Annotated in this window: 22 protein-coding genes; 9 read left to right on the top strand and 13 right to left on the bottom strand. The window is 69.6% G+C overall.

What is annotated here, in order from left to right:
- Positions 1–4 precede the first annotated feature (4 nt).
- Positions 5–1597, bottom strand: a complete 1593-nt coding sequence (gene purN / locus ACYQ07_RS01590; protein ID WP_459876425.1) for a phosphoribosylglycinamide formyltransferase — start codon at positions 1595–1597, stop codon at positions 5–7.
- A gap of 168 nt (positions 1598–1765) precedes the next feature.
- Here purN and purB point away from each other — a divergent pair, with 168 nt between their 5' ends.
- On the top strand, positions 1766–3211 hold the full coding sequence (purB, locus tag ACYQ07_RS01595; RefSeq protein ID WP_459876427.1) for an adenylosuccinate lyase: 1446 nt from the start codon (positions 1766–1768) through the stop codon (positions 3209–3211).
- A gap of 103 nt (positions 3212–3314) precedes the next feature.
- Here the strand turns inward: purB and ACYQ07_RS01600 are convergent, their stop codons facing one another.
- From ACYQ07_RS01600 to trkA, 6 genes are all read right to left on the bottom strand, one after another.
- Complete coding sequence (locus ACYQ07_RS01600) at positions 3315–4199, bottom strand: universal stress protein (RefSeq protein WP_459876430.1); 885 nt, start codon at positions 4197–4199, stop codon at positions 3315–3317.
- A gap of 6 nt (positions 4200–4205) precedes the next feature.
- The gene (gene arsB, locus ACYQ07_RS01605; protein WP_459876433.1) at positions 4206–5381 is read right to left on the bottom strand and encodes an ACR3 family arsenite efflux transporter; all 1176 of its coding nucleotides are present in this window, start codon (positions 5379–5381) and stop codon (positions 4206–4208) included.
- On the bottom strand, positions 5378–5827 hold the full coding sequence (locus ACYQ07_RS01610) for a RidA family protein (protein WP_459876436.1): 450 nt from the start codon (positions 5825–5827) through the stop codon (positions 5378–5380). The genes arsB and ACYQ07_RS01610 overlap by 4 nt, the downstream gene beginning before the upstream one ends.
- Before the next feature lie 75 nt (positions 5828–5902).
- A complete protein-coding gene (locus ACYQ07_RS01615) occupies positions 5903–6289 on the bottom strand; it encodes an ArsR/SmtB family transcription factor (RefSeq protein WP_459876439.1) in 387 nt (128 codons plus the stop codon).
- A gap of 155 nt (positions 6290–6444) precedes the next feature.
- Positions 6445–7956, bottom strand: a complete 1512-nt coding sequence (locus ACYQ07_RS01620; protein WP_459876442.1) for a TrkH family potassium uptake protein — start codon at positions 7954–7956, stop codon at positions 6445–6447.
- A gap of 2 nt (positions 7957–7958) precedes the next feature.
- On the bottom strand, positions 7959–9296 hold the full coding sequence (gene trkA / locus ACYQ07_RS01625) for a Trk system potassium transporter TrkA (RefSeq protein WP_459876446.1): 1338 nt from the start codon (positions 9294–9296) through the stop codon (positions 7959–7961).
- 87 nt (positions 9297–9383) lie between these two features.
- Between trkA and ACYQ07_RS01630 the strand changes: the two genes are divergently transcribed.
- On the top strand, positions 9384–10118 hold the full coding sequence (locus tag ACYQ07_RS01630) for a uracil-DNA glycosylase family protein (RefSeq protein WP_459876449.1): 735 nt from the start codon (positions 9384–9386) through the stop codon (positions 10116–10118).
- Between the two features lie 347 nt (positions 10119–10465).
- Here ACYQ07_RS01630 and ACYQ07_RS01635 read toward each other — a convergent pair whose 3' ends face one another.
- Positions 10466–11674 carry an asparagine synthase C-terminal domain-containing protein gene (locus ACYQ07_RS01635; protein ID WP_459876452.1) on the bottom strand — a complete coding sequence of 403 codons (1209 nt, stop codon included), beginning with the start codon at positions 11672–11674 and terminating at the stop codon, positions 10466–10468.
- Positions 11671–12354, bottom strand: a complete 684-nt coding sequence (locus tag ACYQ07_RS01640; protein ID WP_459876455.1) for a PHP domain-containing protein — start codon at positions 12352–12354, stop codon at positions 11671–11673. Before ACYQ07_RS01640 ends, ACYQ07_RS01635 begins: the two co-directional genes overlap by 4 nt.
- 316 nt (positions 12355–12670) lie before the next feature.
- Between ACYQ07_RS01640 and ACYQ07_RS01645 the strand changes: the two genes are divergently transcribed.
- From ACYQ07_RS01645 to ACYQ07_RS01660, 4 genes are all read left to right on the top strand, one after another.
- The gene (locus tag ACYQ07_RS01645) at positions 12671–13138 is read left to right on the top strand and encodes a 30S ribosomal protein S15 (protein ID WP_459876458.1); all 468 of its coding nucleotides are present in this window, start codon (positions 12671–12673) and stop codon (positions 13136–13138) included.
- A gap of 74 nt (positions 13139–13212) precedes the next feature.
- The gene (locus ACYQ07_RS01650; RefSeq protein WP_459876461.1) at positions 13213–14370 is read left to right on the top strand and encodes an exonuclease RecJ; all 1158 of its coding nucleotides are present in this window, start codon (positions 13213–13215) and stop codon (positions 14368–14370) included.
- Positions 14367–14705 (top strand): KEOPS complex subunit Pcc1, encoded by a 339-nt coding sequence (locus ACYQ07_RS01655; RefSeq protein WP_459876464.1) that lies wholly within the window; start codon positions 14367–14369, stop codon positions 14703–14705. Before ACYQ07_RS01650 ends, ACYQ07_RS01655 begins: the two co-directional genes overlap by 4 nt.
- Positions 14702–15346 carry a 30S ribosomal protein S3ae gene (locus ACYQ07_RS01660; protein ID WP_459876467.1) on the top strand — a complete coding sequence of 215 codons (645 nt, stop codon included), beginning with the start codon at positions 14702–14704 and terminating at the stop codon, positions 15344–15346. The genes ACYQ07_RS01655 and ACYQ07_RS01660 overlap by 4 nt, the downstream gene beginning before the upstream one ends.
- Positions 15347–16064: 718 nt before the next feature.
- Here the strand turns inward: ACYQ07_RS01660 and ACYQ07_RS01665 are convergent.
- The 4 genes from ACYQ07_RS01665 to ACYQ07_RS01680 are packed head-to-tail and all read right to left on the bottom strand — an operon-like array spanning position 16065 to position 19565.
- Complete coding sequence (locus ACYQ07_RS01665) at positions 16065–16397, bottom strand: (2Fe-2S) ferredoxin domain-containing protein (RefSeq protein WP_459876469.1); 333 nt, start codon at positions 16395–16397, stop codon at positions 16065–16067.
- Positions 16397–17125, bottom strand: coding sequence for a CbtA family protein (locus tag ACYQ07_RS01670; RefSeq protein ID WP_459876472.1), 729 nt, complete (start codon positions 17123–17125; stop codon positions 16397–16399). Before ACYQ07_RS01670 ends, ACYQ07_RS01665 begins: the two co-directional genes overlap by 1 nt.
- Entirely contained in the window at positions 17125–17313 is a 189-nt protein-coding gene (locus ACYQ07_RS01675; RefSeq protein WP_459876475.1) for a CbtB domain-containing protein, read from the bottom strand. The genes ACYQ07_RS01670 and ACYQ07_RS01675 overlap by 1 nt, the downstream gene beginning before the upstream one ends.
- 59 nt (positions 17314–17372) lie before the next feature.
- Positions 17373–19565 carry a VWA domain-containing protein gene (locus ACYQ07_RS01680; RefSeq protein ID WP_459876478.1) on the bottom strand — a complete coding sequence of 731 codons (2193 nt, stop codon included), beginning with the start codon at positions 19563–19565 and terminating at the stop codon, positions 17373–17375.
- Positions 19566–19598: 33 nt separating this feature from the next.
- On the opposite strand from ACYQ07_RS01680, the gene cobN reads away from it, so the two are divergent.
- From cobN to ACYQ07_RS01695, 3 genes are read left to right on the top strand one after another with little or no spacing between them, the layout of a single operon-like run.
- The gene (cobN, locus tag ACYQ07_RS01685) at positions 19599–23531 is read left to right on the top strand and encodes a cobaltochelatase subunit CobN (protein WP_459876481.1); all 3933 of its coding nucleotides are present in this window, start codon (positions 19599–19601) and stop codon (positions 23529–23531) included.
- Positions 23521–24234: a precorrin-8X methylmutase gene (locus ACYQ07_RS01690; protein ID WP_459876484.1), complete on the top strand. Its 714-nt coding sequence runs from the start codon at positions 23521–23523 to the stop codon at positions 24232–24234. Before cobN ends, ACYQ07_RS01690 begins: the two co-directional genes overlap by 11 nt.
- Positions 24231–25034, top strand: a complete 804-nt coding sequence (locus ACYQ07_RS01695) for a cobalt-precorrin-7 (C(5))-methyltransferase (protein ID WP_459876486.1) — start codon at positions 24231–24233, stop codon at positions 25032–25034. Before ACYQ07_RS01690 ends, ACYQ07_RS01695 begins: the two co-directional genes overlap by 4 nt.
- Positions 25035–25057 lie beyond the last annotated feature (23 nt).

The following is a 25057-nucleotide window of genomic DNA, read 5'->3' on the forward strand; positions in this document are numbered from 1 at the left end:
GACGTTAGTCGTGCCGGAAGCAGCGCGAGCCGGTGAACGCCATCGCCATGTCGTGTTCGTCGGCGGCGGCGATCACGTCCTCGTCGTTGACGCTCCCGCCGGGCTGGATGACGGCCTCGATGCCGGCCTCGGCGGCCTCCTCGATGGCGTCCGGGAACGGGAAGAAGGCGTCCGACGCCATCACGGCGCCGTCGGCGGACTTGCCCTCCGCATCCTTTTCGGCTTTCATCGCCGCGAGCGTGACGGCGTCGACCCGGGAGACCTGGCCCATGCCGACGCCGACGGTCTCCGTGCCGGTCGCAAAGAGGATCCCGTTGGACTTCACGTGTTTGAGCGTCTGCCACGCGAACAGCATCGTCTCGACCTGGTCGTCGGTGGGCTCGCGCTCCGTCACGAACTCGAGGTCGTCGGCCGTCGGTGACTGGAGGTCGCGCTCCTGAACCAGCCGGCCACCCGTGATCGGCTTCTCCGCCAGCTGCTCGGTGAAGCGGTCGTCGCCCTCACCGAGCGGGCCGACGGCGAGCAGCCGGAGGTTCTCCTTCTCGCGGAGCACGTCGAGCGCGCTCTCGGAGAACGCGGGCGCGACGACGACCTCCTTGAACGACTCCGTGATCGCCTCGGCGGTCTCGGCGTCGCACTCCCGATTGAGCGCCACGATACCGCCGAACGCGGATTTCGCGTCCGTCCGGAGCGCCGCGTCGTAGGCGTCCGCGAGCGTGTCGGCGGTTGCACACCCCGCGGGATTGGTGTGTTTGATGACGGCGGCCGCGGGCTCGTCGAACTCCTTGACGAGGTCGAGCGCGGCGTCGGCGTCGTTGTAGTTGTTGTACCCCATCCCCTTCGCGCCGGGGTTCAGCTGTTCTGCGGCGACGACGTTCGCCTCTTCGCAGGCGTCGTTGGCGTACAGCGCGGCGTCCTGGTGCGGGTTCTCGCCGTAGCGCAGGGTCGCGGAGCGGTCCTCCGAGAGGAGCCGGCGCTGGGGAAACGCCCCGCCGGTGTCGCCCTCGACGGAGACGGTGCCGGCGTCCTCGTCCACCGTCACGCGGTCCTCGGCAAACCAGCGGACGGCTCGGGGGTAGGCGGTGAACTCCGCCTCGTGGAGCACGCGGTCTTTGAGGCTCGCCTCGTCGTCGTCCTCGTAGACGGGCACCGGCTCCTGAGTGACGACGGGCCCGGCGTCGACCTCCTCGGTGGCGACGTGGACGGTACAGCCCGTGGTGCGGACGCCGGCCTCAAGCACCTGTTCGTGGGCGTTCGCGCCGGGGAACGCAGGTAAGAGGGAGGGATGGACGTTGAGGGTGGTCGGCGCGGCGTCGAGGAACTCGTCGGTGAGCACCCGCATGTAGCCGTCCAGACAGACGAGATCGAAGTCGTAGGCGTCGAGCCGGTCGAGGATCCGTCGTTCGTGGTCCTCGCGGGACTCACCCTCCTCACGGACGACGACCTCCGTGGGGACGCGGCGCTCGGCGGCCGATTCGACGACCGGCGCGCCCTCACTGTTGGTGAGAACGACCGAGAGTTCGGCGCCGCCCGGCGCGGCGTCGTCGATGTGCAGCAGGTTCCGCCCGCGGTTGCTTGCGAGGCCGGCGATCTTCATACGCGAACCCTCCGCGGCGCGGCGTAAATCGGTTGCGGTCCGCAGTCCGATTCGATCCACTATCGCGCATCAAACACCCGCGAACCACAGCTTGTTTCCGATGAACTATGCACTTCCGTGGGTGTTCCCATCGACACGCTTTTGCGCCTGCCGGCGGCACTCGCGGGTATGACCGACGACGCCGTCGCCGACCTGCCGCGGGAGGATCCGCTCGCCGCCGTTTCGCCGCTCGACGGCCGCTACGCCGGCCGAACCGCACCGCTCTCGCCGTACGCCAGCGAGGCGGCGCTGATGCGCGCCCGCACCCGCGTCGAGGTGGAGTACCTGATCGCGCTTGCCGAACTCGACGCGACGCCGCTCGCGCTCGACGACGGGGTTCGCGAACGACTCCGTGCCGCTTACGAGGAGTTCTCGGCGGCCGACGCCCGCCTGATCAAGGATCTGGAGGTATCGGGTGCCGAGGGATACGCCGCCACCAACCACGACGTGAAGGCGGTCGAGTACTTCCTCCGTGTCACGCTCGACCGGCTGGAGGACGACGGCGTGGTGGCCGATGCTGAAGCAGTCTACCCGTGGATCCACTTCGGGCTCACCAGCGAGGACGTGAACAATCTCGCGCACCGCGTGCTCGTGAAGCCGGCGGTCACCGAAGTTCTCCTGCCCGCCGCCCGCGAGGTGCGCGACGCGCTCGTCGAGCTCGCCCGCGACCACCGCGACACGCCGATGCTCGCACGCACCCACGGCCAGCCCGCCACGCCCACGACGTTCGGCAAGGAGATGGCCGTCTACGCCTCACGTCTCGGACGGGCGCTTGGCCGCGTGGTCGTCGCGAACGGCGACCTCTCCGGCAAGCTCGCCGGCGCCTCCGGCACCTACGCCGCCCACGAGGCCGCCTACCCCGACGTGGACTGGCGGGAGTTCTCCGAGGCGTTCGTCCGCGGACTCGGCTTGGAGCACACCACCCTCTCCACGCAGGTGAACCCCTGTGACGACCTCGCCGCGCTGTTCGACGCGATCCGCGGCGTGAACAACGTCCTGCTGGACCTGGACCTCGACGCCTGGCTCTACGTCTCCGACCGCTACCTCGGCCAGCGCACCGTCGAGGGCGAGACCGGCTCCTCGACGATGCCACACAAGGTGAACCCCATCGACTTCGAGAACAGCGAGGGGAACCTCTCGAAGGCGAACTCGGATCTCACCTTCCTGGCCGACTACGTCACCACCTCCCGGCTCCAGCGTGACCTCTCGGATTCGACGGTGAAGCGCAACATCGGCGCCGCGCTCGCCCACTCGCTTATCGGCTACAACAAGACCGCCGCCGGGCTCGGGAAGGTCGTCCCCAACGAGACCGTCATGCGCGAGGAGCTGGAGGCGACTCCCGAGGTGCTCGGCGAGGCCGTCCAGACGATCCTCCGCCGGGAGGGCGACACCGCTGCCTACGAGCGCGTGAAGGAGCTCACCCGCGGCAAGCGCGTCACCCTCGACGACTTCCGCGCGCTCTTCGACGACCTCGACGTCGACGAGGACGTTCGCGCCGAGCTGAAGGCGCTGACGCCCGCCGGCTACACCGGCGTCGCCGACGAGCTCGTCGACGAGCTGGGCGACGAGGAGTAGGTGCACATCGAGCGGCGACGGTGAGGCGACGGCGAGAACATAAGCGGGACCCCGCGCTGTCTCCTCATGCTGTCCGTCCCGCGAATCGCCGACTCCTTCTTGCTCAGTCTCGCTCGATCATGCCCGGGCCCACCGTCATCACCGGTTGGGATGCCCGTCGCACGACGGCATCGGCGACGCTTCCCGTGACGGCGCGCTCGATCATCCCGCGTCCGGCGGTGCCCATCACGACTATATCGACCGACTCGCGGTCCGAGTATGCGAGAATCCGGTCGGCGGGGTCCCCCGTCTCGATGGCGGTCGTCGTGTCGACGCCGTGCTCCTCGGCAGCGCTCACGAGCCCGTCGAGACGCGATTCGGCACCCTCATCGGACGGACCCTCGCCGTGGTCCGCGACCGCGTTCGCCGTCGCCTCGTCGATGACCGTCAACAGGTGGGCAGTCGCACCAAGTGCAGCCGCGAGATCGAGAGCGTATGCGGCCGCCTCGTCGGCGGCGTCGCTCCCGTCCGTCGGCACGAGCACGTCGTCGACGGGTGAGACCGGAACCCCGTCAACGGCATCAGCGTTTGCAGTCATCACCGGCACGGGAGCGGTTCGAACGACTTTATCAGCGACGCTTCCCATCAGGGTCCGAGCCACGCCGCCGCGACCAGAGGTTCCCATGACGATCGCGTCGATGTCGTCGGCCGCCGCATGCTCGACGATCTCGGCGGCAGGCACGCCCTCGTGGACGACTGTTGTCGCCTCCAGCCCGTGTTCGCGTGCCGCGTCGGCCAGCGCAGTCGCGCGCTTGTCGGCTGTCTCGCGCAGGGTGCTGCGGATCGACGCGGAGTTGCCCGCGTAGCCTGCGCCGGTCGCGACCGCCACGTCGGCGACCGAAAGAACGCAGATCCGGGCGTCGAGTCTCTCAGCAAGCGCGAACCCCCACCGTGCCGCGTTGGTTGCCGTCTCGCTACCGTCGGTCGGAATCAGCAGTGTGTCGATCATCGTGAATCAGTCGTCGTTTCGGTCCGGGTTCGATACGTCCACCGGGGTCGTCGGGTCGAGCCGGCCGGTTTCGTAGCCGTCCCAGTCGAAGCGCTGCTGGAAGTACACGGCCACCTTGACCAGCGCAAGGAGGACCGGCACCTCGATCAACGGGCCGACGACGGTGGCGAACGCCACGCCGGAGCCGACGCCGAAGACGGCGACCGAGACGGCGATGGCGAGCTCGAAGTTGTTCGAGGCCGCGGTGAAGCCGATCGCCGTCGTCGTGGAGTAGTCGGCGCCGATGCCGCGCCCCATCCCGAAGCTCACGAGGAACATCACGACGAAGTAGATCGTCAGCGGCACGGCCAACAGGAGCACGTCGGTCGGCTGCGCGAGGATCGCATCCCCCTGGGTTGCAAACATCACGATAACGGTAAACAGCAGCGCAAGCAGCGTTACCGGGCTGATCGTCGGAACGAACCGCTCGGCGTACCACGCTTCACCCTTCACACGAACGCCACCGAGACGGGTGAGAATCCCGCCGGCGAACGGGATCCCGAGGAAGATTGCGATGGCCCAGAACACCTGTTGGACCGTGATGTCGAACGTGCCGATGCCGGCGGCCAGCGACTCCAGGCCGAGGAGCGGCGGGAGAAACAGCGCGAAAAACCAGACGTACACGCCGTAGGTGATGATCTGAAAGAGACTGTTGAACGCCACCAGGCCGGCGGCGTACTCGCTGGAGCCGTCCGCGAGGTCGTTCCAGACGAGCACCATCGCGATACAGCGGGCCATGCCGATGAAGATCAGTCCGAGAAAGTACTCGGGACGGGCCGGGAACCAGGGGACGACCCCGCTGAAGAACACCACCGCCAGCAGAAACATCAGCGTCGGACCGATGAGCCAGTTCTGGATCAGGCTCAGACTCAACACGCGCCACTTGCTGAACACCAGCGGGAGCTGCCGGTAGTTCACCTTCGCGAGCGGCGGATACATCATCGCGATCAGTCCGATCTCGACGAGATAGTACTCCTGGATCGGCTCGACTATCGTCGGAAAGACGGAGCCGAGCCCGACGCCGAGCGCCATCGCGGCGAAGATCCACACGGTGAGATACTTGTCGAGGAAGTCCATCGACCGCGGGTCGCCACAGCTCGGACAGCCACAGTCCGGACCATGTTCGTGGTCAGTCGCGCTCATTCCTGGCCGGCGACGACATCTAACTGCACGTGTGCGCCACCCGGCAGCGAGCAGACACCGACCGTCGTCCGTGGCGGGCGTTCGCCGTCGAACCGGTTGCGGTACGCGCGCTCAACTGCGTCGGCGTCGGCCGCGCTGGTCACCTGAACTTCGAGTTTGAGCACGTCGTCGAGGTCACATCGCCGGTCTGCAAGCCGCGTCTCCAGCCGGTCGAAACACCGCTCTGCCTGCCACTCGGTTGAGCGCTCATTCAGAACCGTCCCGTTCTCTACCGGGAGAAATCCCGAGAAGAACACGAGGTCCGAACTACCGGTTCGACCTCCCATCCCCCCTACGTGGTTTGTGCCCTCGCGCTGTCTCCGACTTTCAACGCGGTCCTTGGATGGATCGGGAAGCGGGATGTGCTCATGCCGCTCTTCATCAGCGTTGTCGGATGTGACTTCCATAGCAGCTCAATTGAGATAGTACTCAATTAAATATCTGTTCATCCGTTTCCCAGCTGACCGTTCGGACGCTGCCGATCACCGGGAGCCGTCGAGGACCGTGAGGAGCGCGACGGCGCGGCTGGTCGCGCGGTACTTTCGCCACCGGCCATCCTTCCGTTTGGAGACGAGCTCGGCGTCGTCAAGTCGTGAGAGCGCGTGACTGACGCCGCTGTCGCTCACATCGACAAGAGGCGTTATCTCACAGACACAGAGCTCCTCGCCGGCTTCCACGAGCAGTCGAACGATCCGATATCGGGTCGCGTTTCCGAGCGCTGAGAGCGCCCCCACGTCGCTCGATACGGTCTCCTCGTCGAGTGCGGACTCCAGATCGTCGAGCTCCGCCAGGCGTCGTTGAAGATCCTCGTCATGGCACTCTCCGAGTTCGTCTGCAAGGTAGCGCTGGAGGCGATCGGTCTCACTCATGGATCACATATGTGGATTCGCTCAAATAAGCGTTCCGTCGGATGAGTTCCTCAGCCCCCCCCGACCCTCGCGTATTTCGGGGTCGCCTCGCCGGGAAGCTCCACCGGGAATGACGGCCGCGCTCGCCGGCGTCCACCTCGCGCTTTCTCCACCACCTACGAGGTCCAGAACGCCTTCGTGAACAGCACAAGCACCGGGATGATCTCGATCCGGCCGATCCACATCAACACGACCATCACGGCACGGGTCATCGCCGGGAACTCGGCGTAGGAGCCGTACGGCCCCGCCTCGCCGAACGCCGGCCCGATGTTGAGGAACGTCGACGCCGCCGCGCCCATCGCCTCGAACTCGGTGAACACGCCCGGCGCGCCACGCTGGGTGTCGACGACGATGAAGACGGCGAGCGCCGCGAAGATGACGAGGCTCAACAGGATGTACGCGTAGATGTCGCGGATCGTCCCCTCGTCGACGGGACGCCCCGAGATCCGGATCGGACGGACCGCTTCGGGGTGGACGCTGGTGAACAGGTTCCGCCGGAACGCCTTGAGCGCGACGAGCCACCGCAGCGACTTGATCGAGCAGGTGGTCGACCCGACCATCCCACCGATGAACATCCCCATGAACAGCGCGTACTTGGCGGCCGGCACCCACAGGTCGAAGTCGGTGCTGGCGTAGCCGGTGGTCGTCACGATGGACGCGACGTTGAAGACGGCGTGCCGGACGGAGGCTTCGACGCCGAACTCCGTCCCGCCGTCGGAGAGGAGGACGACGGCGACGATGCCTGACAGAACGCCGAGTGCGCCCAGATAGAAGTGGAACTCCTCGTTTTTCAGCAGGCGCCAGGGGTCGCCGTTGAAGAAGTAGTACAGCAGCACGAAGCTCGTCGAGCCGAGCACCATGAAGGGGATGATCGCCCACTGGATCGCCGGATGGAACGCGCCGACGCTCTCCGGCTGCGGGGAGAAGCCGGCGGTCGCCACGGAGGTGAACGCGTGTGCGACCGCGTTGTACAGGTCCATCTGCGGGTCGTAGACGGCGCCGAGCGCGAACAGCACGGCGATCGCCGAGAGCGTGATCCCGACGTACAGTCCCCATATCAGGCGTGCCGTCTCCGAGATGCGGGGCGTGAGCTTGTTCACGTCGCGAGTCTGCGTCTCGGACTCCATCAGCTGTGCACCACCGACGCCGAGTTCGGAGAGGACGGCGGTTGCGAGGATCAGGATCCCGAGCCCGCCGAGCCACTGGATCACCTGCCGCCACATCAGCACCGACTGCGAGTGGACGTCGAAATCGAGGATCACGGTGGCGCCCGTCGTCGTCAGGCCGCTCATCGACTCGAACAGCGCGTTCAGCGGGTGGGCGATGTTGCCGGCGCCCGCCACCACGAACGGGACCGCGCCGACGGCGGCGACCAGCAGCCAGATCACCGCCACCGCGAGAAACGCCTCTCGCGGGCCGAGGTTCTCGTCCGGGTCCGCGAGCACCCGGCAGACGCCGGCGCCGGCGAGCGACACGAGAATGGCGGCGACGAACGGCAGGACGCTCTCGCCGTAGTAGACGGCGACCAACAGCGGAAACGCCAGCGGCGCCGTCAGATACAGCAACACCTGACCGGTGAGGTCGACGCTGGCCCGCCAGTCCACCCGGATGCGAACGTCGTCGAACATGGTCACGTCATCCCGGTGAGCTCGCTCACGAACGCGGATTCCACGAAGACGATGATGTGGTCGCCCGGCTGGAGCACGGTGTCACCTCTGGGTGTCACGAGCTCGCGGCCACGGGTGATCGCGCCGATCACCAGGTCCGCGTCCAGGTCCGCGACCACCTCACTGATCGGCCGGCCGACCAGCCTGCAGTCCGCCGTCAGCTCCAGCTCCAACACCTCCGCCTGGTCGCCCTCCAGCACGGCGATGTTCTCGGCGACGCTGTCGTAGCTGAACCGGGTGATCTCCTCGGCGGTGACCATCCGGGGGTTCACCGCCACGTCGATGCCGATCTCCTCGAACAGGGTGACGTAGTCACCGCTGTCCACGACGGCCACCACCCGGTCGACGCCGAGCCGCTTGGCGAGGACGGAGACGAGCAGGTTCTGCTCGTCGGAGGCGAGCGCGGCGACGACGATGTCGGCTTCGTCAACGTGTTCGCGCGCGAGGAACTCGGTGTCGGTCGCGTCGTGTTCCATCACCAGCGTGTCCGGAAGGTTCTCTGCAAGCCAGCGCGCTCGCTCCGTGTCCTGTTCGATCAGCCGCGGTTTGAGGCCGCGCTCCTCCAGCAGTCGGGCGGTCTGATACCCCACCTCCGATCCACCCACCACCACGATCTCGTCGGCCGCATCAGGCGTTGATTCGGGCTCGATGTCCATCGCGAACGACTGGACGCTCTCCGGGCTCCCGATGACGACCGCCCGGTCGCCGGCGCGGACCTCCGTGTCACCGCGTGCCAGGATCATCTCGCCGTCGCGGAACAGCCCCGCGAAGGTGAGCGACTCGAACCGGTCGGCCTCCGCGACCGTCTGGCCGGCGACCGGACTGTCGTCGGGGATCTCGAACTCCGCCATCTGGACGAGTCCGCCGGCGAAGGGGTCCACGTCGACGGCGGACGGAAGGCCGATGACCCGGACGATGTTCTCGGCGGTGAGGAGGTCCGTACACACCATGAAGTCGACGCCGAAGGCGGTCTGCTCGCGCTCCCACGTGCGGAGGTACTCGGTCCGTCTCGTGCGCGCGATGGTGAACGGGTCACCGAGCGTCTTGGCCGTTCCACAAGCCACGAGGTTGGTGAGGTCGTCGTCCGTACACGCGATGACCATGTTGGCGTCCGCGACGCCGGCGGTCTCCTGGATGGAGTCGTGGGTGCCGTCGCCGGTGAGGGTCAACACGTCGAGCTCGTATTTGAGCTGCTCCGCGCGCTCGTCATCGCTGTCGATGACGACGACTTCGTGGTCCGACGCCAGGTTGGCGGCGATGGTCGTGCCGACCTCGCCGGCGCCGATGATGACCACATGCATGTCCCGACTCTCACACCCGACCCTCAAGTGGGTTACTATCGCTCCGATCGGAACCGCTTATTACCGCTGGACGGCCTACACCCGGGCGTGAGAAACGTTACGGACCGAACGCGGAATCCCTTCGGGATGACACCCGACTGCGATCGCTACGTTCCCGGCTACGGCGACGCGAACGCCGATTTCCACGTGGTCGGCGACCATCCGGGCGTCCACGGCGGGCTCGCGGACGGCATCCCCTTCACCGGGGAGGAGTGGTCGACCACGTTCCTGTCGGCGTTAGCCGAGGCCAGGTTGCTGGAGAGCGCCGCCGGCGTCATCGAGGCGCGCGCCGCGACGAACGGGGCCGGGAACGTAGACGCCGTCGACGACGGCACGGTTACGAACGCGACCGAGGCCGGCCGGGACGGCGAGCCACTGATGGCCGGCTCGACGTTCCTCTCGTACCTCCACATGTGCGCGCTCGACGGCGGCCGCACCCCGACGGACGCCGAGTACGACGACATGGACCGCTTTTTCGACGCCGAGCTCCGCGCCATCGCGGCCCACGTCCTCCTCCCCGTCGGCGCGACCGCCACCGACCGCGTGCTGCGCACGTACACCGCGCAGGCGTGGAAAACGGAGGTCGACATGGACGCGCTCCACGCCGAGGAGATCCGCGGCTCCGGGTGGCTCGTCGTCCCGATCAAACACCCGGGCGACTGGGCTGACGGCGACGCCGAGCGCCTCGTCGAGAGCCTGCGGGAGCTCCAGTCGACCGACTTCCGGCGGGAGACTGACCTCGGCCGGTTCATCGCGGGTAACGACCCGTACCTGGTGCGATAACGCGGCGGACGGATCACGGGAGAAGCGACGAACGTTCGAGTTTCGGGGCATCGCTCGCCGGCTTTCCGGACGATCGTTTTCGGAGGAGTCGTCGATCACCGCATCCGATCCGTTTTTGTCCGTATTCGGCGCCAAATTTGTCACCACGCCCCGTATTTTATACTGTCCACACGTACGGTTTCGATGACGCCCTCCATGGGCGTCGGCCGCAGGACTGGTACTCCACGGCGGCTTGGTCAGCGTCGGCCCTTGCGGGCCGGCTTTTCGTCACGCTCCATTCGCACAGCGACGCCGCTCTCTCAGCGGTGGCTGTCGTCGTCGCCGGCCACGAACGCCGTCCCAACCGCTCACTTCTCGATGAGCGACGCGATATACTGGCCGACGTGGTCGTCCATCCGTCGCTTATAGCCCGCCTGCCGGGCGAGTCGGTCTATCTCGCGGGCGACGTAGGTGCCGTACTGGACGGCCTTCTTGTCCGCGGTTCGCACCGATTCGGGAACGAGTCCCTCGGCAGCTCGTCGCAGCGCGACCTTGCGCTCGTCCGGCGTCGCGAGCAGCTCGCCCGGGAGGTCGAGCGCGGCGGCAACGACGCGGTCGTCGAGCAGCGGCGCGACGGGGTCGACGCCAGCCGCCCGCAGCGCGAGCACGTCGCGCTCCAGCTGGGCGGGGAGCGTTCGCACCGTCTCCATGCGCGCGCCGCGGACGGTGTCGGCCTCGACGCGGTGGTCCTCGGCGGGCTCGACGACCTTGCTGTAGCCGCCGAACAGCTCGTCGGCGCCCTGCCCCACGGCGAGCCGGTCGAAGCCGTCCGCGGCCGCTGCCTCCGCGGCCAGATACAACGGGACGGCGATGTTGAGGTCCATCGCGTTTTGCCGGCCGGTTGCGGCGGCGATCTCGGGGATCGCCCGGACAACGTCATCGTGGGTGAGCTCCACGACACGGAGATCGAGGGCCATCTCGTCGGCGGCGTCGCGCGCAGCCGCCAGGTCGTGACAGCCCTCGAAGCCGGCGACGTAACAGGGAGCGCCGGGCACGGCCGACGCGACGATACCCGAGTCGACGCCGCCCGAAAAGGCGACCGCCAGCCCGGAATCGTCCACGTCCGCGGTCGCCGCGCGCACGGCCTCGTCCACGGCGGCCTGCGCCTCGTCAGGGGGTGCGGGGTCGGGGTCGGGAAGCGTCCACCCGGTCAGGCTCCGCTCCGTGGTCGCGATGGTGCCCGCGGGAAGCGCTTCGGGCTCCGAGAGGTCTCGTCGGTCGAAGCTCCACGCGCCCGGGTCGGTCGGCGGCCGAGCCTCGCGCTCGACGAACAGCGGCTCGCGCCCCAGCACGTCACGGACCAGGATCGGCGAGTCGAACTCCGGCGAGTCCGCGATTCGCCCCGCGAAGCCGCGTCCGCCCGGGAACGGGTCGTTCGCGGCGAGCGAGCGGTCGACGAGCGCGGCGTCGGCCCCGCGAAGCCGGGTCTCGCCGGCATCCTCGGAGCGCTCCGTGGCTCCGGAACTCTCGTCGTTTGGCCCCCCTGGATGATCCCCGCCGCGACGATCCGCGGTCATCGCAGATCCCTGACCGCGCGGAGCGCCCGACGCTTCGCGCCGCCGGCGAACTGGCGGACGGAGACGTGCCACGGGGTGCGCTTGCCGATCACGCTGGTGCGCCCGTCGGCGATCGCCTCCAGGATCGCGTCGGCCGAGCGTTCGTCGGCACCGACTTCGGTGACGGCCTGGCCGATCATCTCCGAGATGTGGGCGTCGCTGCCGGCGGTCATCGGCAGCCCGTTTTTCACGGCGAACTTCTCCGCCTGCCGGTTGGCTCGCCCCGTGAACAGCCGGGAGTTGTACACCTCGATGGCGTCGGCGCTCGCCAGCGCCTCGTCCGTGACGTGGGCGGCGACGCCGTGGCGGGTTTTCTGGAAGGGGTGCGGGACGACGGCGATCCCCCCCTGCTCGTGGATCCGGTCGAGCGTCTCATCGAAGGGGAGTCCGGGCTCGACGAGCTCGTCGATGCCGAACGCGAGCACGTGGCCGGCCGCACACGTCACCTCCATGCCGACGATGCCGACGAGCCCGTAGTCGGGGGCCTTCTCGGCCGCCTCGATGCTGGCGTCGATCTCGTCGTGGTCCGTCACGGCGAGCGCGTCGAGCCCGATCGCCGCCGCCTGTTCGAGAAGGAGGTCGACCGGGTCACGCCCGTCGTGGGACAGCTCGGAGTGGGTATGCAGCTCGACCGATAGCACGGGCAACCATTAGCGGGTTGGCTAAAAAAGCCCCCCGGTTGTGTCGGATTCGCGGCGTCCGGACGCACAAGAACACCCTTAAGAGGGCCGGCGTCGACCCCATGAACGGGAACAGCACAGCTGCAAATCCGACCCGCCGGGGACGATTTCGCCCACGGCTTGGGATTGTAGCAGTGCACCGTCGCTCCGGCCGCGCGGCCGGCGCGCTCGGCGTGCACGTTCGCTCGTTATCGAGCGAGCCCGCCGGCGCACCGACAGCCGCGCAGCGCGGAGCCGCGGTCACGTCATGTGGTTGTGCCGTTCCAATTACAGACCAATGTCACGAATGCACACGCGCCGTCGCGGTTCGTCCGGTTCGGACAAACCGGCGACGGACGAGAACCCGGAGTGGAGCGACGTCGACGCCGAGGACATCGAGTCCCGCGTCGTCGAACTGGCGGAGCAGGGCCACGACCCCAGCGTCATCGGCCTCAAGCTGCGTGACGAGGGCGTCACAGGCACCCCCGTGCCGGACGTCAAGCTGGCGACCGGCAAGAAGGTCACCGAGATCCTCGAGGAGCACGACGCGAAAAAGGACCTGCCGGAGGACCTCCGTAACCTGATGGCTCGCGCGGTCAACCTCCGCAAGCACATGGCGGAAAACGAGCAGGACCACCAGAACAAGCGGGCACTCCAGAACACGGAGTCGAAGATCCGCCGTCTCGTCAACTACTACCGCGGTGACGAGCTCGACGAGGAGTTCACGTACACCTACGAGAACGCCGCCGAGCTGCTCGACCAGTAACCACGCGACCACCACGCGGACCCACGTAGAACCGCATCCACACCGACCCCACCGACCCCACGACCACACCACCCGTGACCGAAACCGCCGCCACGACCACGCCCGACGCCCTCGCCGGCGTCCTCGCTGACGCGCCGTTCGTCCGGCTCGTCGCCGCGGACGACGGGGATAGCGTCGCGGCCGCCGGCCTGCTCGCGAACGCGTTGCGAGCCGTCGGCGTGCCGTTCCAGGCGCGGGTTTCGCGCGACCCGACTCCCCACACCGACGTGTCCGACGATGTCGTCGTCACCGTCGGGACGGAGACGGGTGAGAACGCGATTTCCGGCCAGGGCTGCCCGGCAAGCACGACCGCCTTCGCGGTCGCTGGCGAGCTGGGTGCCGACCCCGACCCGGTGCTCGCGCTCGCGGGCGTCGTCGCCGCCGGCTCCGTCCCCGGGACGGACGGCTCGGGCGACGCGCTCGCGGCCGCCGAGGAGGCGTCGGTCGTCGAGCGTCGCCCCGGCGTCGCGGTTCCGACCGCGGACCTTTCGGACGGGCTCTCGGCGTCGACGCTGTTCCGGGCGCCCTTCTCGGGCGACCCGGAGGCGACGCGCGCCATGCTCGCCGAGCTCGAGCTGCCAGCGGAGCTCGACGACGACGCCCACCGACGCCTCGCGTCGCTGGTCGCCGTCGAGGTCGCTGCCGCACCCGATGCGAGCGAGCGGGCCGCCTCCGCAGTCGAACGGGCACTTCGCCCGTATGCGACGCCCGAAGACGTTGCGCCGTTCGCGACCGTCGGCGGCTACGCCGACGTGCTCGACGCGCTGTCCCGGGAGGCACCCGGGACCGCCGTCGCGCTCGCGCTCGCGGACGACCCGCGCGGCGAGCTCCGCACCGCGGCCGTCGACGGCTGGCGCAACCACGGGCTCGCCGCCCACCGCGCGCTCGACTCGGCGACGACCGGCCGGTACGACGGCTGTGTCGTCGCTCGCGTCGACGCGCCCGAGGCGGTGCTCCCGACGGTCGCCCGGCTCTGTCGCGACTTCCGGTCGCCGGAGCCGGTCGCCGTCGCGCTCGCCGAGGACGCGGGGACGCTCGCGGCAGCCGCCGTCGAGCCGACGGGGCTCGGAGACGTTTGCCGGGAGGTCGCCGCCGAGGTCGGCGGCGAGGGCTGGGGCACCGCCGACCACGGCGGGCTCTCGGTCGAGGGGGACGGCACGGAGGCGCTCGCCGCGCTCCGGGGGGCACTATGAGCGAGAACGCACGCGAGACGGCTGGTGGCGAGCCGGGGGCCCGGACGGCAACCGTTCGGACCACCCACGCCGATGCCGAGCTCGTCCGTGCCGCGCTCGCCCCCGACAACACCGACTCGATGGACGCGCGCGTCGACGGCGACGCGTGCGTCTGCGAGATCGAGCGGGAGACGACGGGCGGCCTTCGGTCGACCGTGGACGACTACGTGGTGAACCTGCAGGTCGCGGACCGCGTCGCGGCGCGTGCACGCACGCACCGGGACGGGGGAGCCGACGCCGGCGCAGCCGGGAACGGCTCCGCAACCGACACCACCGACACACACCACAACACATGAGTGAACGATCCGTATCCAAGAGTAGAGGAGAGAAGCGCTGGTACTCCGTGCTGGCGCCCGAACAGTTCGACCGTCAGGAGATCGGCGAGACGCTCGCCGAGGAGCCCGACCAGGTCGTCGGCCGCACGCTGACGACGACGCTCGGCGAGCTCACCGGCGATTCGAGCGCGAACAACACGAAGCTCACGTTCAAGATCACCGACGTGGGCAGCGACACGGCCTACACCGAGTTCGTCACGTACGAGCTCACGCGGGACTACCTGCGCTCGCTCGTCCGCAGCGGCGCCTCGAAGGTCGAGGCGTCGATCACGGTGCTGACGACGGACGACTACCGGCTCCGCGTCCAGCCCGTTGCGCTGACGACGAAGAAGGCCGACCGCTCCCAGGAGAAGGCGATCCGCCGCGTCATGATCGACAAGGTGCACGACGCCGCCGACGAGCGCACCTTCGAGGCGTTCGTCGACGCCATCGTGGACGGCAACCTCTCGTCCGCCATCTACGGCGAGGCGAAGACGATCTACCCGCTGCGCCGCGTCGAGGTCCAGAAGCTGACCCTCGAAGCGCGCCCCGCGGAGGTCGCCGCCGAGGAGGAGACCGCCGTCGACGTCGACTCCGAGGACGTTGCGGTCGACGACGAGTAACTCGTCGCCGAGCGCCACCACACCCGATTTCTCCATTTATAAGGCTTGTAGCGACGGCGCTCGCCGGCGTTCAAGTTCAAAAAGTCCCTTGCGCACCGAATAGCAGCGCGCCCGTGGAATCGTGGGTTGCTCACGGACAGACAACAACTGCGGTGGCGCGCCCGGCGAGCGCCCGCTGGCGCGAGCCGGAGCGCGAGGGAGGCCGGCGGCGGCCGCGGCGGTGCGGTCCCGCGGCCGTCGTCGGCCGAGGCTGGGGAGGTGTGAGGTGCGGTTGCAGTGCTGGGCGGGTGGGACTCAAAGGGGCAGCCAGCTCCGGGAAGACGGCCGACGTAAGCACTCAAAAGGGCGAGCAGCGCGAGCCCTTTTGAGCGCGCAGCGAGGGTCCCGCGAGCCTGCGAGCGGGACGACGGAAGTCGCAGCCGGCGAGCAATGCGAGAGCGACCGGAGGGAGCTCTCGATAGCGAACGGCGAAGCCGTGAGCAGCGAGCCGGACCGTCTTCCGGAACCCTCGACCGGAGCTGGCTGGGGCTTTGCCGGCGGTCCTCACCAGCGTCGCACCAGCAACTCACCGACCAGTCTCTGCTTATAAAAGGCGAACAACACCACCAGCGTCCCACTTATAAATGCCGCACCCGCCCACGTGATACACGTACTCCCGCAGTCTATCAGTGAACTCGACCAGTCGGGAACAGTTGGCGTCCTCTCGGGGCGGAACGTCTCAGTCGCTCGCCTCGCCGGCGACCTCCCGATCGGGAAGCGTCTCCCCGAGGAGCGCCGGCACGTCCTCGACGCCGACGTTCGCGAACCACTCGTCGGCCGGCTGGACGAGCACGGCGGCGCCGTCCTCGCTGCACATCCCGAGACAGGAGGTCTCGGCGACGGCGACCTCCGTCCAGTAGCGGTCGCGCTCCCGGAGCCAGTCGCGGGCGGCGTCGGCGACGGCGGCGCCCGCGACGTCGGCACAGCAGGCGTGGTCGTCGCGGGCGGTGGTGCAGACGAACACGACCGTCTCCAGCCCGCGCTCGTGCATCCGCTTGGTGCGTCGCTCCATCAGTCGGCGGGGTGTGCCGCCGGCGTCGTACCGGTCGTGCTACCGCCGGCGGTCCGGCGCTCGAACCCCCGATAGCTCGCGGCGATCAGCGTCCAGAGCGCCGCCTGACCGAGGACGACGAGCCACTGGAACGCGACCGCGAGGTCGGCCGGCGCGTCGCCCAGCACGAGCGTGGTCGGGGCGAGAACGGAGAGGGCACCGAGTCCGGCGAGCGGAATGATGGCGGCCGCGACGCCGGCGGCTCGACCCCGCGTCGCCGTCATGCGGTCGTACGCCAGGACGCTCGCGGCCGCGACGAGCGCGCCGAGGACGACCAGTCCGAGGTACAGCGGGACGCGAACCCCGGAGCCGTACAGCTGTTCCATGCCGGGTGCGACCGGCGGGAGTACCGTCCACGGGGCGACGGAGACGGCGAGGAAGCCGGCTCCCGCGAGCACGTAGTGCCGGAGGTCGCCGCCGGGGAGCGCGGGCTCGAAGAGGTAGTGCGCGACGCCGAATGCCGCACCGAGGAGGATCCCCCAGAGCACGCCACCGCCGGCGCTCACGACGGCCGTCGTCGCCTCGCTCACGACGTGGGCGTGGTCGTGGCCGTGCCCGTGCCCGTGGTCGTGATGCGCCAGATGTTCCATATACCCCACGAGCGGGGAGACCACCAGCCAGGTGAACAGCCCGTAGGCGGCGCCGGCGAGCGCACCGGCCGCGACGCCGCGTTTCAGTCGGTCGATCATCAGTGGCAGGTGATCCCGGCGCCGTGCCGGAAGTCGTGGAGCGCGTCGTGCGCGAGCGGTTCCTGCATGAACGCGAGCGTGAAGCCGAGGGCCGCGACCAGCGCGATGGCGGCGAGCGCGGTCGTCGGGTCGACCTGCGCGCGCGCCGTGGCGAGCCGGTCCGCGACGGTGTCGGAGTTCGTCGACATGTGAAAGTCGAGTTGAAGAAGGACAATCTAGTTTGTAAAACTGCCGGTCGAGCACAACCTTACTGGTGGTCCGCGACGGCATCGGACGAGAGCGCGGAGAGGGGGATCCCTCGCGCGTCGGTCGCCTCGCGGACGACGCCGAGGAGCCCCGCCCGGGAGTCTCCGGCCTCGACGACGAGGACCGAGGCGTCGGTCGCTCCCAGTCTGCGCGCGGCCTCCCGCGTCGCGGCCGTCGGGCTCCCGTCCGCCACGTTCGCGCGCCCGTCCGACACGACGACGACGAGCGCGCTGCCGGGGTCCTCGCGCTCGACGATCGCCGTCGCGGCGTCGAGGCCGGCCGGGAGGGGGGTCCGGTCCGCCGAGGGGAGCTCCTTCAGGTGGCGGGCCGCCAGCGAGACGCTGTCCGTCGGCGGCAGCAGCGTCTCGGCGTCGTCGCCGCCGACCGCGACCAGCGCCACCTCGTCGCGCTCGGCGTACGCGTCCTTCAACAGCTCCATGGCGACTCCCTTCGCGGCGCGCATCGCCGGCGCCATCGACGCGCTGGCATCCGCGACGAACACGGTCAGGGTGCGCGCGTCGCCGGTCCGGACCGCCTGCTGGAGGTCGTCCTCCGTCGGCCGCGACCGGCCCTCCCTTGCCGCCGTGCGCACGGTCGCCGCCGGGTCGACCGCGCCCGTTCCGTCCGCGGGCTCCGTTCGGACCGTGGCGCCGCGTCCCTCCGGCGACGGTGCCGCGTCGCCGCGCCCACCCGCCTCGGCCGCGGCGCTCCCCAACGGGGCCGGTGTCTCCACGTCGGGCGCGGTCGCCTCGCCGACTCCCGCCCGCGCCGCGCCCGGGACGAGGGGAGTTGCCGACTCGTCGCCGTCGTCGGCGTGGTCGTCGTCGTCCCCGTGGTCGCCGTCCCGGTCGTCGCCGTCACTCCCGCCCTCCAGTGGCTCGTCGGGCGCGTTCGCCGCTCTCGGGTCCGCATCGGCGGGGTCGGCGCCGTCGGCTTCCCCGTCCGTTTCCTCACCCGATCCCTCGTCGGAGTCGGCGTCGGAGCCGGCCCGGGAGTCGTCCTCACCGGGCCGGTCGCCGTTTCCCGACTCGTCCGCCGACTCGTCGCCCTCTCTGCCGGCGTCGCCGTCCTCCTTCTCGTCGGCTTCTCCGTCGGCGTCGTCCCCCGCCTCGCCGGTCCCCTCGTCGTCGAAGTGGTCGTCGACGACCTCGTCCGGGTCGGGAGCGTCCTCGAACGGGCGGCTCCGTAGCCGGTGGGCGAGCGCGTACTCCGCGGCCTCGACCACGTCCGACCGGATCACCTTCGGTCGGCCGTCGAGCGCGGCGAACGCGCGGGCGGCGCGGGCGACGGCGAAGTCCGCGCGGTGGCCGTCGACGCCCGCGTCGCGGCACAGCGCCGCGATGTCACGTTTGAACCCGTCGGGGATCGTCGGGCGTCGCTCGCGGGCGTCGCGAACGCGGTCCCGAAGGGTGGCGGTCTCGTCGGCGAACGCTTCCCGGAGGTCGCGGTCCGCGTCTGCGTCACCGTCACCGTTCCCGCCCCCGTCGACGACGCGGTCCAGGATCTCGACGCGGTCGTCGAGGTCGTCGCTGCCGGTCACCTCGACACAGAGGTCGAACCGGTCGCGGAGCTGCGGCCGGAGCTCGTCCTCCTCGGGGTTCATCGTCCCGATCAGCGTGAACTCGGCGGGGTGACTGACGCTGACGCCGTCGCGCTCGACCCGGTTGGTCCCCATTGCGGCCGCGTCCAGCAGCACGTCGACGAGGTGGTCGTCGAGCAGGTTCACCTCGTCCACATAGAGGACGCCGCGGTTCGCGCGGGCCAGCAGACCGGGGTCGAACTCCGCCTCGCCGGCGAGCGCGTCCGCGACCGAGAGCGTTCCGACTACCTGGTCACGGGTCGCCCCGAGTGGAAGCGTCACCAGCGGCGTGGGGCGCGTCTCGACCGGCGGATCGTCGCGCTCGCGACACGCCTCGCAGCTGTCGACGGCCGCCTCGTCGGCCGCGTCGTCCGCGTCGTCCGCGCCGGGCGGTGGACACCCGTACGGACAGTCCGCGACCGCGCGCTGTGCCGGCAGGAGGTCGGCCATCGCCCGGACCGCCGTCGACTTGGCGGTGCCTTTCTCCCCGCGGACGAGAGTCCCGCCGAGCCCGTCCTCGACCGCGAGCGCCAGCAGCCCGCGCTTGAGCGGCTCCTGGCCCACGATGGCCGGAAACGGCGTGGAAACCTTTTTGTCCGCGCCTAAATCAACCATACTTGTGCTAATGCAGAGGAGGTTTAATATCTTGTGACGACGATCGGCCTCTACACGGCGACGGAAAACGAGCTCGGGGCGGTGCAGGCCGCCGCCGAGCGGGTGGACGGGATCGACCTCGTCGTCCGGTCCGAGAGCGACCTCGACGAGCAGGCGGACGTGGCGGCGTTCGTCGACGAGCTCCGCGACGCGACGGCCGCGGCCTTCTGGCTCCACGGTGCCGAGGACAGCATGCCCGGCTACGAGTTCGCGGTCGAGCAGCTCCGCGACGCCGGCGTGCCGCTCGTCGTGAAGGCGACCGGCGACGCCTTCGCGATCGAGGACACCAGCGTCTCGGACGCCGACCGCGAGGCGGTCTCCGAGTACTTGGAGCGCGGCGGCACCGTCAACATCGCGAACGCGACGCGGTTCCTCGCGCGCGAGTACGACGCGGACTGGTCGGGCGACGTCGAGGAGCCGGTCGACCTCCCGACCGAGGGCGTCTACCACCCGGATCATCCCGGCGCGGAGTACGACGACCTCCGCGAGCGGTTCGACGACGACGCGCCCACCGTCGGGATCTGGTTTTACGAGTCCCACTGGACGCACGAGAACACGCGCTACGTCGACGCACAGGTCCGAAAGCTGGAGGATCTGGGCGTCAACGTGCTTCCCGTCTTCTGTAACCCGGTCAGCGACGAGCCGGGTCAGGAGGACGCGGAGTGGACCGTCGACCGCTACTTCACCGAGGATGGCGCCGGCGAGGGCAAAAGCGAGCCCGTCGTCGACGCCGTGCTCTCGTCGTTCATGTTCTCGCTGTCGATGAGCGAACGCGGCCGGGATGCGGACGACGAGGGGTCGGACGCGGAGGACGTGTTCCTCGACGAGCTCGGCGTCCCCGTGATCCAGACGGTGACGACGATGCGGTCGCGCTCCCGCTACGCGGCGAGTGAGACGGGCGTGATGGGGTTCGAGCTGGCGCTGTCGGTCGCGCTCCCGGAGTTCGACGGCAACGTCATCACCCATCCGATCTCGGGGAAGGAGCGCATGGACGACGCCGCCGGCGTCGGCTCCGCGCCCAAACAGCACTTCCCCATCGAGGACCGTGTCGACCACGCCTGCCGGCTCGCGGTCAACTGGGCGACGCTCCGGCACACGCCCAACGAGGAGAAGAACGTCGCCGTCGTGCTCCACAACTACCCGCCGAGTAACGACGGTATCGGGACCGCGTTCGGGCTCGACTCGCCCGAGTCGACCGTGAACCTGCTGGACGAACTCGCCGCGCGCGGCTACGACCTCGGGAACCAGCAACGCGACGGTGACGGTGCCGCGACGGCACCCGTCTCTGACGGCCAGCAGCTCATCGACGTGCTCACCTCGCAGCTCACCCTCGACGACCGGTGGGTCGCGCCCGAGGACGTCCGCGACCGGAGCGTCGACACGGTCTCCCCCGACCGGTACGCCGAGTGGTTCGACGGGCAGGCCGACGGATTCCGGCAGGGCGTCCTCGACGAGTGGGGCGAGCCGCCGGACCGACCGTTCGCCATTCCCGGCGTCGAGTTCGGCAACGTCCTCGTCACGGTGCAGCCACCTCGCGGGTTCGGCATGGACCCGTCGAAGGTGTACCACGACTCCGACCTCTGGCCGCCCCACGACTACGTCGCCTTCTACGGCTGGCTCCGCAACGAGTTCGACGCCGACGCCGTCGTCCACCTCGGCACTCACGGCTCGCTGGAGTGGCTGCCGGGCAAGACGGTCGGGCTCGACTCCGGCTCCGCGCCGGACGGCCTGGTCGCGGACCTCCCGAACGTCTACCCGTACATCGTCAACAACCCCGGGGAGGGGACGCAAGCGAAGCGCCGCTCCTACGCCGCGATCGTCGACTACCTCACGCCCGTAATGCGACGGGCCGGCAGCTACGACGAGCTTGCCGAGCTGGAGGATCTGTGTCGCCAGTACCGCGAGGCGGGCGGCACCGAGGTTCGCAACGACGACGGGGAGCGGCTCGGCCGCCTCATCCGCGAGCGTGTCGACGAGCTCGACCTCGCCGTCGAACTCGGCATCGCCGGCGAAGTCGACGAGACGGTCGACGTGCGCGGTCCCGAGGAAGCCGGGACCACGCTCGCGGAGGGCGAGGTTAATGGTGAGGATATCGCAATGGACGAGCTCGTCGAGCGGATCCACGCGTACCTCACCGACGTGAAGAACACCCAGATCCGGCTGGGGCTGCACACGATGGGCGAACCGCCCGTCGACGACCGGCTCGTCGAGTACCTCGTCGCGCTCACGCGGCTGGAGAATCCCGGCGCGCCGAGTCTCCGCGAGTCGGTCGCGGGGGTGCTCGGCGTCGACTACGACCGCATGCTCAACGCGCCGGGCGAGTACGATGAGACGCTGGGGATGACGTACGGGGAGGCCGCCGACGAGGTGTACGAGACGAGTCGAGAGCTCGTCCGCACGCTGGCGGCACACGACTTCGACGTGCCCGAGGCGGAACCGGATGCGGCCCCGGGTGATGAGACGACGGTGAACCTGATGGTCGTCGACGTTGACCCCCTCGGGAACGCTCGGGTCCGGGGCGGCGCACACGACGCGCTCCGCGAGGCGCTGGCGTTCATCTGCGAGGAGGCAGCGCCGCGTGTCCGTGGCGCGGAAGCGGAGATCCCCCAAACGGTCGACGCGCTCGCGGGCGAGTACGTCCCGCCGGGCGGCTCCGGCGCGCCGACCCGCGGCGGCGTCGACCTGCTCCCGACCGGCCGGAACTTCTACACGCTCGACCCGCGGAAGGTCCCGGCCAAGCCCGCGTGGGAGGTCGGCCGCGAGGTCGCCGCCGACACGCTCGACCGCCATCACGAGGAGGAGGGCGAGTACCCCGAGGAGGTCGGCGTCGTCGCGTGGGGAACCCCGACGGTTCGCACGCGCGGGGAGACGGTCGCTCAGGTCCTCGCGATGATGGGCGTCGAGCCCGTCTGGACCGACGCGGGCCGCGTCGACGACGTGGAGCCGATCCCGCTCGACGAGCTGGGTCGCCCGCGCGTCGACGTGACCACCCGCGTCTCCGGGCTGTTCCGTGACGCGTTCCCGCAGGCCGCGAGCGTGGTCCACGACGCGGTCGACGCCGTCGTCGACCTCGACGAGCCGCACGACCGGAATTACGTCAAAAAACACGTCGAGGAGGACGCCGCCGAGCTGGAGGCCGATGGTCACGACTCGCCCGAGACGGCGGCCAAACACCGCGTGTTCACGACCCGGCCCGGGGGCTACGGGGCGGGGACGAACAAGGCGGTCGACGAGGGGAACTGGGACGACCGGGCCGACCTCGCTGAGGTGTACGTCCAGTGGGGCGGCTACGCGCTCGGCTCCCGCGGCAAGGCGAGCGCGGCGCACGACGCCTTCGAGCGCCGGCTCGGCACCGTCGAGGCCACCGTCAAGATCGAGGACACGATGGAGCAGGACGAGTTCGACTCCTCGGACTGGTACGCGTTCCACGGCGGCTTCATCACCGCCGTGACGGAGGTGTCCGGCTCCGAGCCGGCCTCCTACGTCGGGGACTCCTCGAATCCCGACAACGTGACCGTCTACTCCAACGAGGAGAAGGTCCGTAAGGCGATGCGCTCGCGGGTCCTCAATCCCGACTGGCTCGACTCGATGGAGGAACACGGCTACAAGGGCGCCGGCGACCTCTCGAAGACGGTCGACGTGACGCTCGGGTGGGACGCGACGACCGGCGTCGTCTCCGACCGTCTGTGGCGCGAGGTGGCCGAGAAGTACGCGCTCGACGACGACCGCGCCGAGTGGCTGCGCGACGTGAACCCCTGGGCGCTGGAGTCGATCACCGACACCCTCCTGGAGGCCGTCGACCGCGGCCTCTGGGACGCGGACGACGAGGTGGTCGACGACCTCCGCGACCGCAACCTGGACGTCGACGGCGACCTCGAATCCCGCTCGGCCCGCGACCCCGCGGAGGTGATGACCGATGACGACTGAGGAGAGCAGCGAATCTGCCGTCGAGGCGTACGCGGATCTCGGTGCGACCACGTCCGACGCGATGGAGATCGCGGAGACGAGCATGGACCGCGTCCACGAGATCGTCCCGCAGGAGACCCCGAACGACCGCCTTCGCGCGAAGGCGGTCCACGCGACCGGGGACCCGGAGTTCCACCACCTGATGCGGTTCGCGAACGACCCGGTGCCGGCGGGGGCCGAGGCCGTTCTCGACGAGCGCCAGATCGTCACCGACATCACGATGGTGAAGTCGGGGATCACGGGCCGCGGACACGACTGCGAGGTCCGGAAGGCCATCGGCAACGGGGCCGAGCTCGCGGCGGAGACCGGGATGACTCGGACCGCAGCGAGCGTCCTCGAACTCGACCGGCAGGGCGTCTACGACGGCGCCATCGCCGTGGTGGGCAACGCGCCGACGGCCGCGCTCGCGCTGGCCGACTGCATCGAGCAGGGGACCCGGCCCGCGGTCGTCGTCGCCACGCCGGTCGGCTTCGTGAAGGCGGTCGAGAGCCGCGAGCGGCTCCGCGAAGTCGCCGCCGAACACGACGTGCCGGCCGTGACCAACGTCGGTCGCCGCGGCGGATCCGGGCTGGCTGCGGGGCTGACGAACGAACTCGTCCACGTGGCCAGCGACGTGCGCTCCGGTGAGACGACCCTCGAACGCCTCCGCGAGGGTGAGCTGTGAGCGACGAAGACGGCTGCGAGACGGGAGACCCGTACGACCTCGACGCGGGACCCGACCCCGCGACGTATGCGGCGGCGGCTCCGGAATCCGCGCGCGTCGACGGCGAGCCGGCGGTCCACGCCGTCGGAATCGGCCCCGGGAATCCGGAGTACCTCGTTCCGCGCGCCGAGCGGGCCATCCGAGAGGCGGACGTGGTCGTCGGCTTCGAGACGGTCGTCGGCTTCGTCCGCGAGGTGACGGACGCCGACCTCCTCACCTGCGGCTACCGCGACGAAGCCGAGGCACTCGAATCGTTCGCCGAACGAGTCGCGGACGGCGAGCGCGGGACGGCGGTGCTGATGGGCGACCCGAACCACTCCGGCTACCAGTTCGTCGGCAAGGTCGAACGCGCCGTCGACGCGGCGACCGACGGCGAGCGACCGGTACGAGTCGTGCCCGGCATCTCCTCGCTGCAGGTCGCCGCGAGCCGCGCGCGGACGCCGATGGAGGACGCGACGTTCGTCACGCTCCACAAGAGCGGCGATCTGACGGACGACCTCGCGCGGCTGCGCCGGGACGCCGGCGAGCGCCACCTCCTCGTCCTCCCCCGGCCGTTCGACTGGATGCCCGGCGACGTCGCGGCCGACCTCCTTGACCACGGGGCATCGGACGACGATGCCGCGCTCGTCTGTGAGCGACTCACGCACGACGACGAGGCGATCACGCGAACCACGCTTGCGGAGCTCGCGTCGCACGCCGGCGGAGACGGGCAGGAGGACACGCCGTTTTCGGACCTGTCCGTTCTCATCGTCCGGCAGTAAGCGGTGAGAAAGCGTCGATCTCC

This window comes from Halorubrum gandharaense (genome assembly GCF_054654575.1).

Excerpts from the sequence above, each read along its gene's own strand:
- purN (WP_459876425.1), bottom strand. The coding sequence starts at position 1,597 with ATGAAGATCGCCGGCCTCGCAAGCAACCGCGGGCGGAACCTGCTGCAC.
- purB (WP_459876427.1), top strand. The coding sequence starts at position 1,766 with ATGACCGACGACGCCGTCGCCGACCTGCCGCGGGAGGATCCGCTCGCC.
- ACYQ07_RS01600 (WP_459876430.1), bottom strand. The coding sequence starts at position 4,199 with ATGATCGACACACTGCTGATTCCGACCGACGGTAGCGAGACGGCAACC.
- arsB (WP_459876433.1), bottom strand. The coding sequence starts at position 5,381 with ATGAGCGCGACTGACCACGAACATGGTCCGGACTGTGGCTGTCCGAGC.
- ACYQ07_RS01610 (WP_459876436.1), bottom strand. The coding sequence starts at position 5,827 with ATGGAAGTCACATCCGACAACGCTGATGAAGAGCGGCATGAGCACATC.
- ACYQ07_RS01615 (WP_459876439.1), bottom strand. The coding sequence starts at position 6,289 with ATGAGTGAGACCGATCGCCTCCAGCGCTACCTTGCAGACGAACTCGGA.
- ACYQ07_RS01620 (WP_459876442.1), bottom strand. The coding sequence starts at position 7,956 with ATGTTCGACGACGTTCGCATCCGGGTGGACTGGCGGGCCAGCGTCGAC.
- trkA (WP_459876446.1), bottom strand. The coding sequence starts at position 9,296 with ATGCATGTGGTCATCATCGGCGCCGGCGAGGTCGGCACGACCATCGCC.
- ACYQ07_RS01635 (WP_459876452.1), bottom strand. The coding sequence starts at position 11,674 with ATGACCGCGGATCGTCGCGGCGGGGATCATCCAGGGGGGCCAAACGAC.
- ACYQ07_RS01645 (WP_459876458.1), top strand. The coding sequence starts at position 12,671 with ATGTCACGAATGCACACGCGCCGTCGCGGTTCGTCCGGTTCGGACAAA.
- ACYQ07_RS01655 (WP_459876464.1), top strand. The coding sequence starts at position 14,367 with ATGAGCGAGAACGCACGCGAGACGGCTGGTGGCGAGCCGGGGGCCCGG.
- ACYQ07_RS01660 (WP_459876467.1), top strand. The coding sequence starts at position 14,702 with ATGAGTGAACGATCCGTATCCAAGAGTAGAGGAGAGAAGCGCTGGTAC.
- ACYQ07_RS01665 (WP_459876469.1), bottom strand. The coding sequence starts at position 16,397 with ATGGAGCGACGCACCAAGCGGATGCACGAGCGCGGGCTGGAGACGGTC.
- ACYQ07_RS01670 (WP_459876472.1), bottom strand. The coding sequence starts at position 17,125 with ATGATCGACCGACTGAAACGCGGCGTCGCGGCCGGTGCGCTCGCCGGC.
- ACYQ07_RS01675 (WP_459876475.1), bottom strand. The coding sequence starts at position 17,313 with ATGTCGACGAACTCCGACACCGTCGCGGACCGGCTCGCCACGGCGCGC.
- ACYQ07_RS01680 (WP_459876478.1), bottom strand. The coding sequence starts at position 19,565 with ATGGTTGATTTAGGCGCGGACAAAAAGGTTTCCACGCCGTTTCCGGCC.
- ACYQ07_RS01690 (WP_459876484.1), top strand. The coding sequence starts at position 23,521 with ATGACGACTGAGGAGAGCAGCGAATCTGCCGTCGAGGCGTACGCGGAT.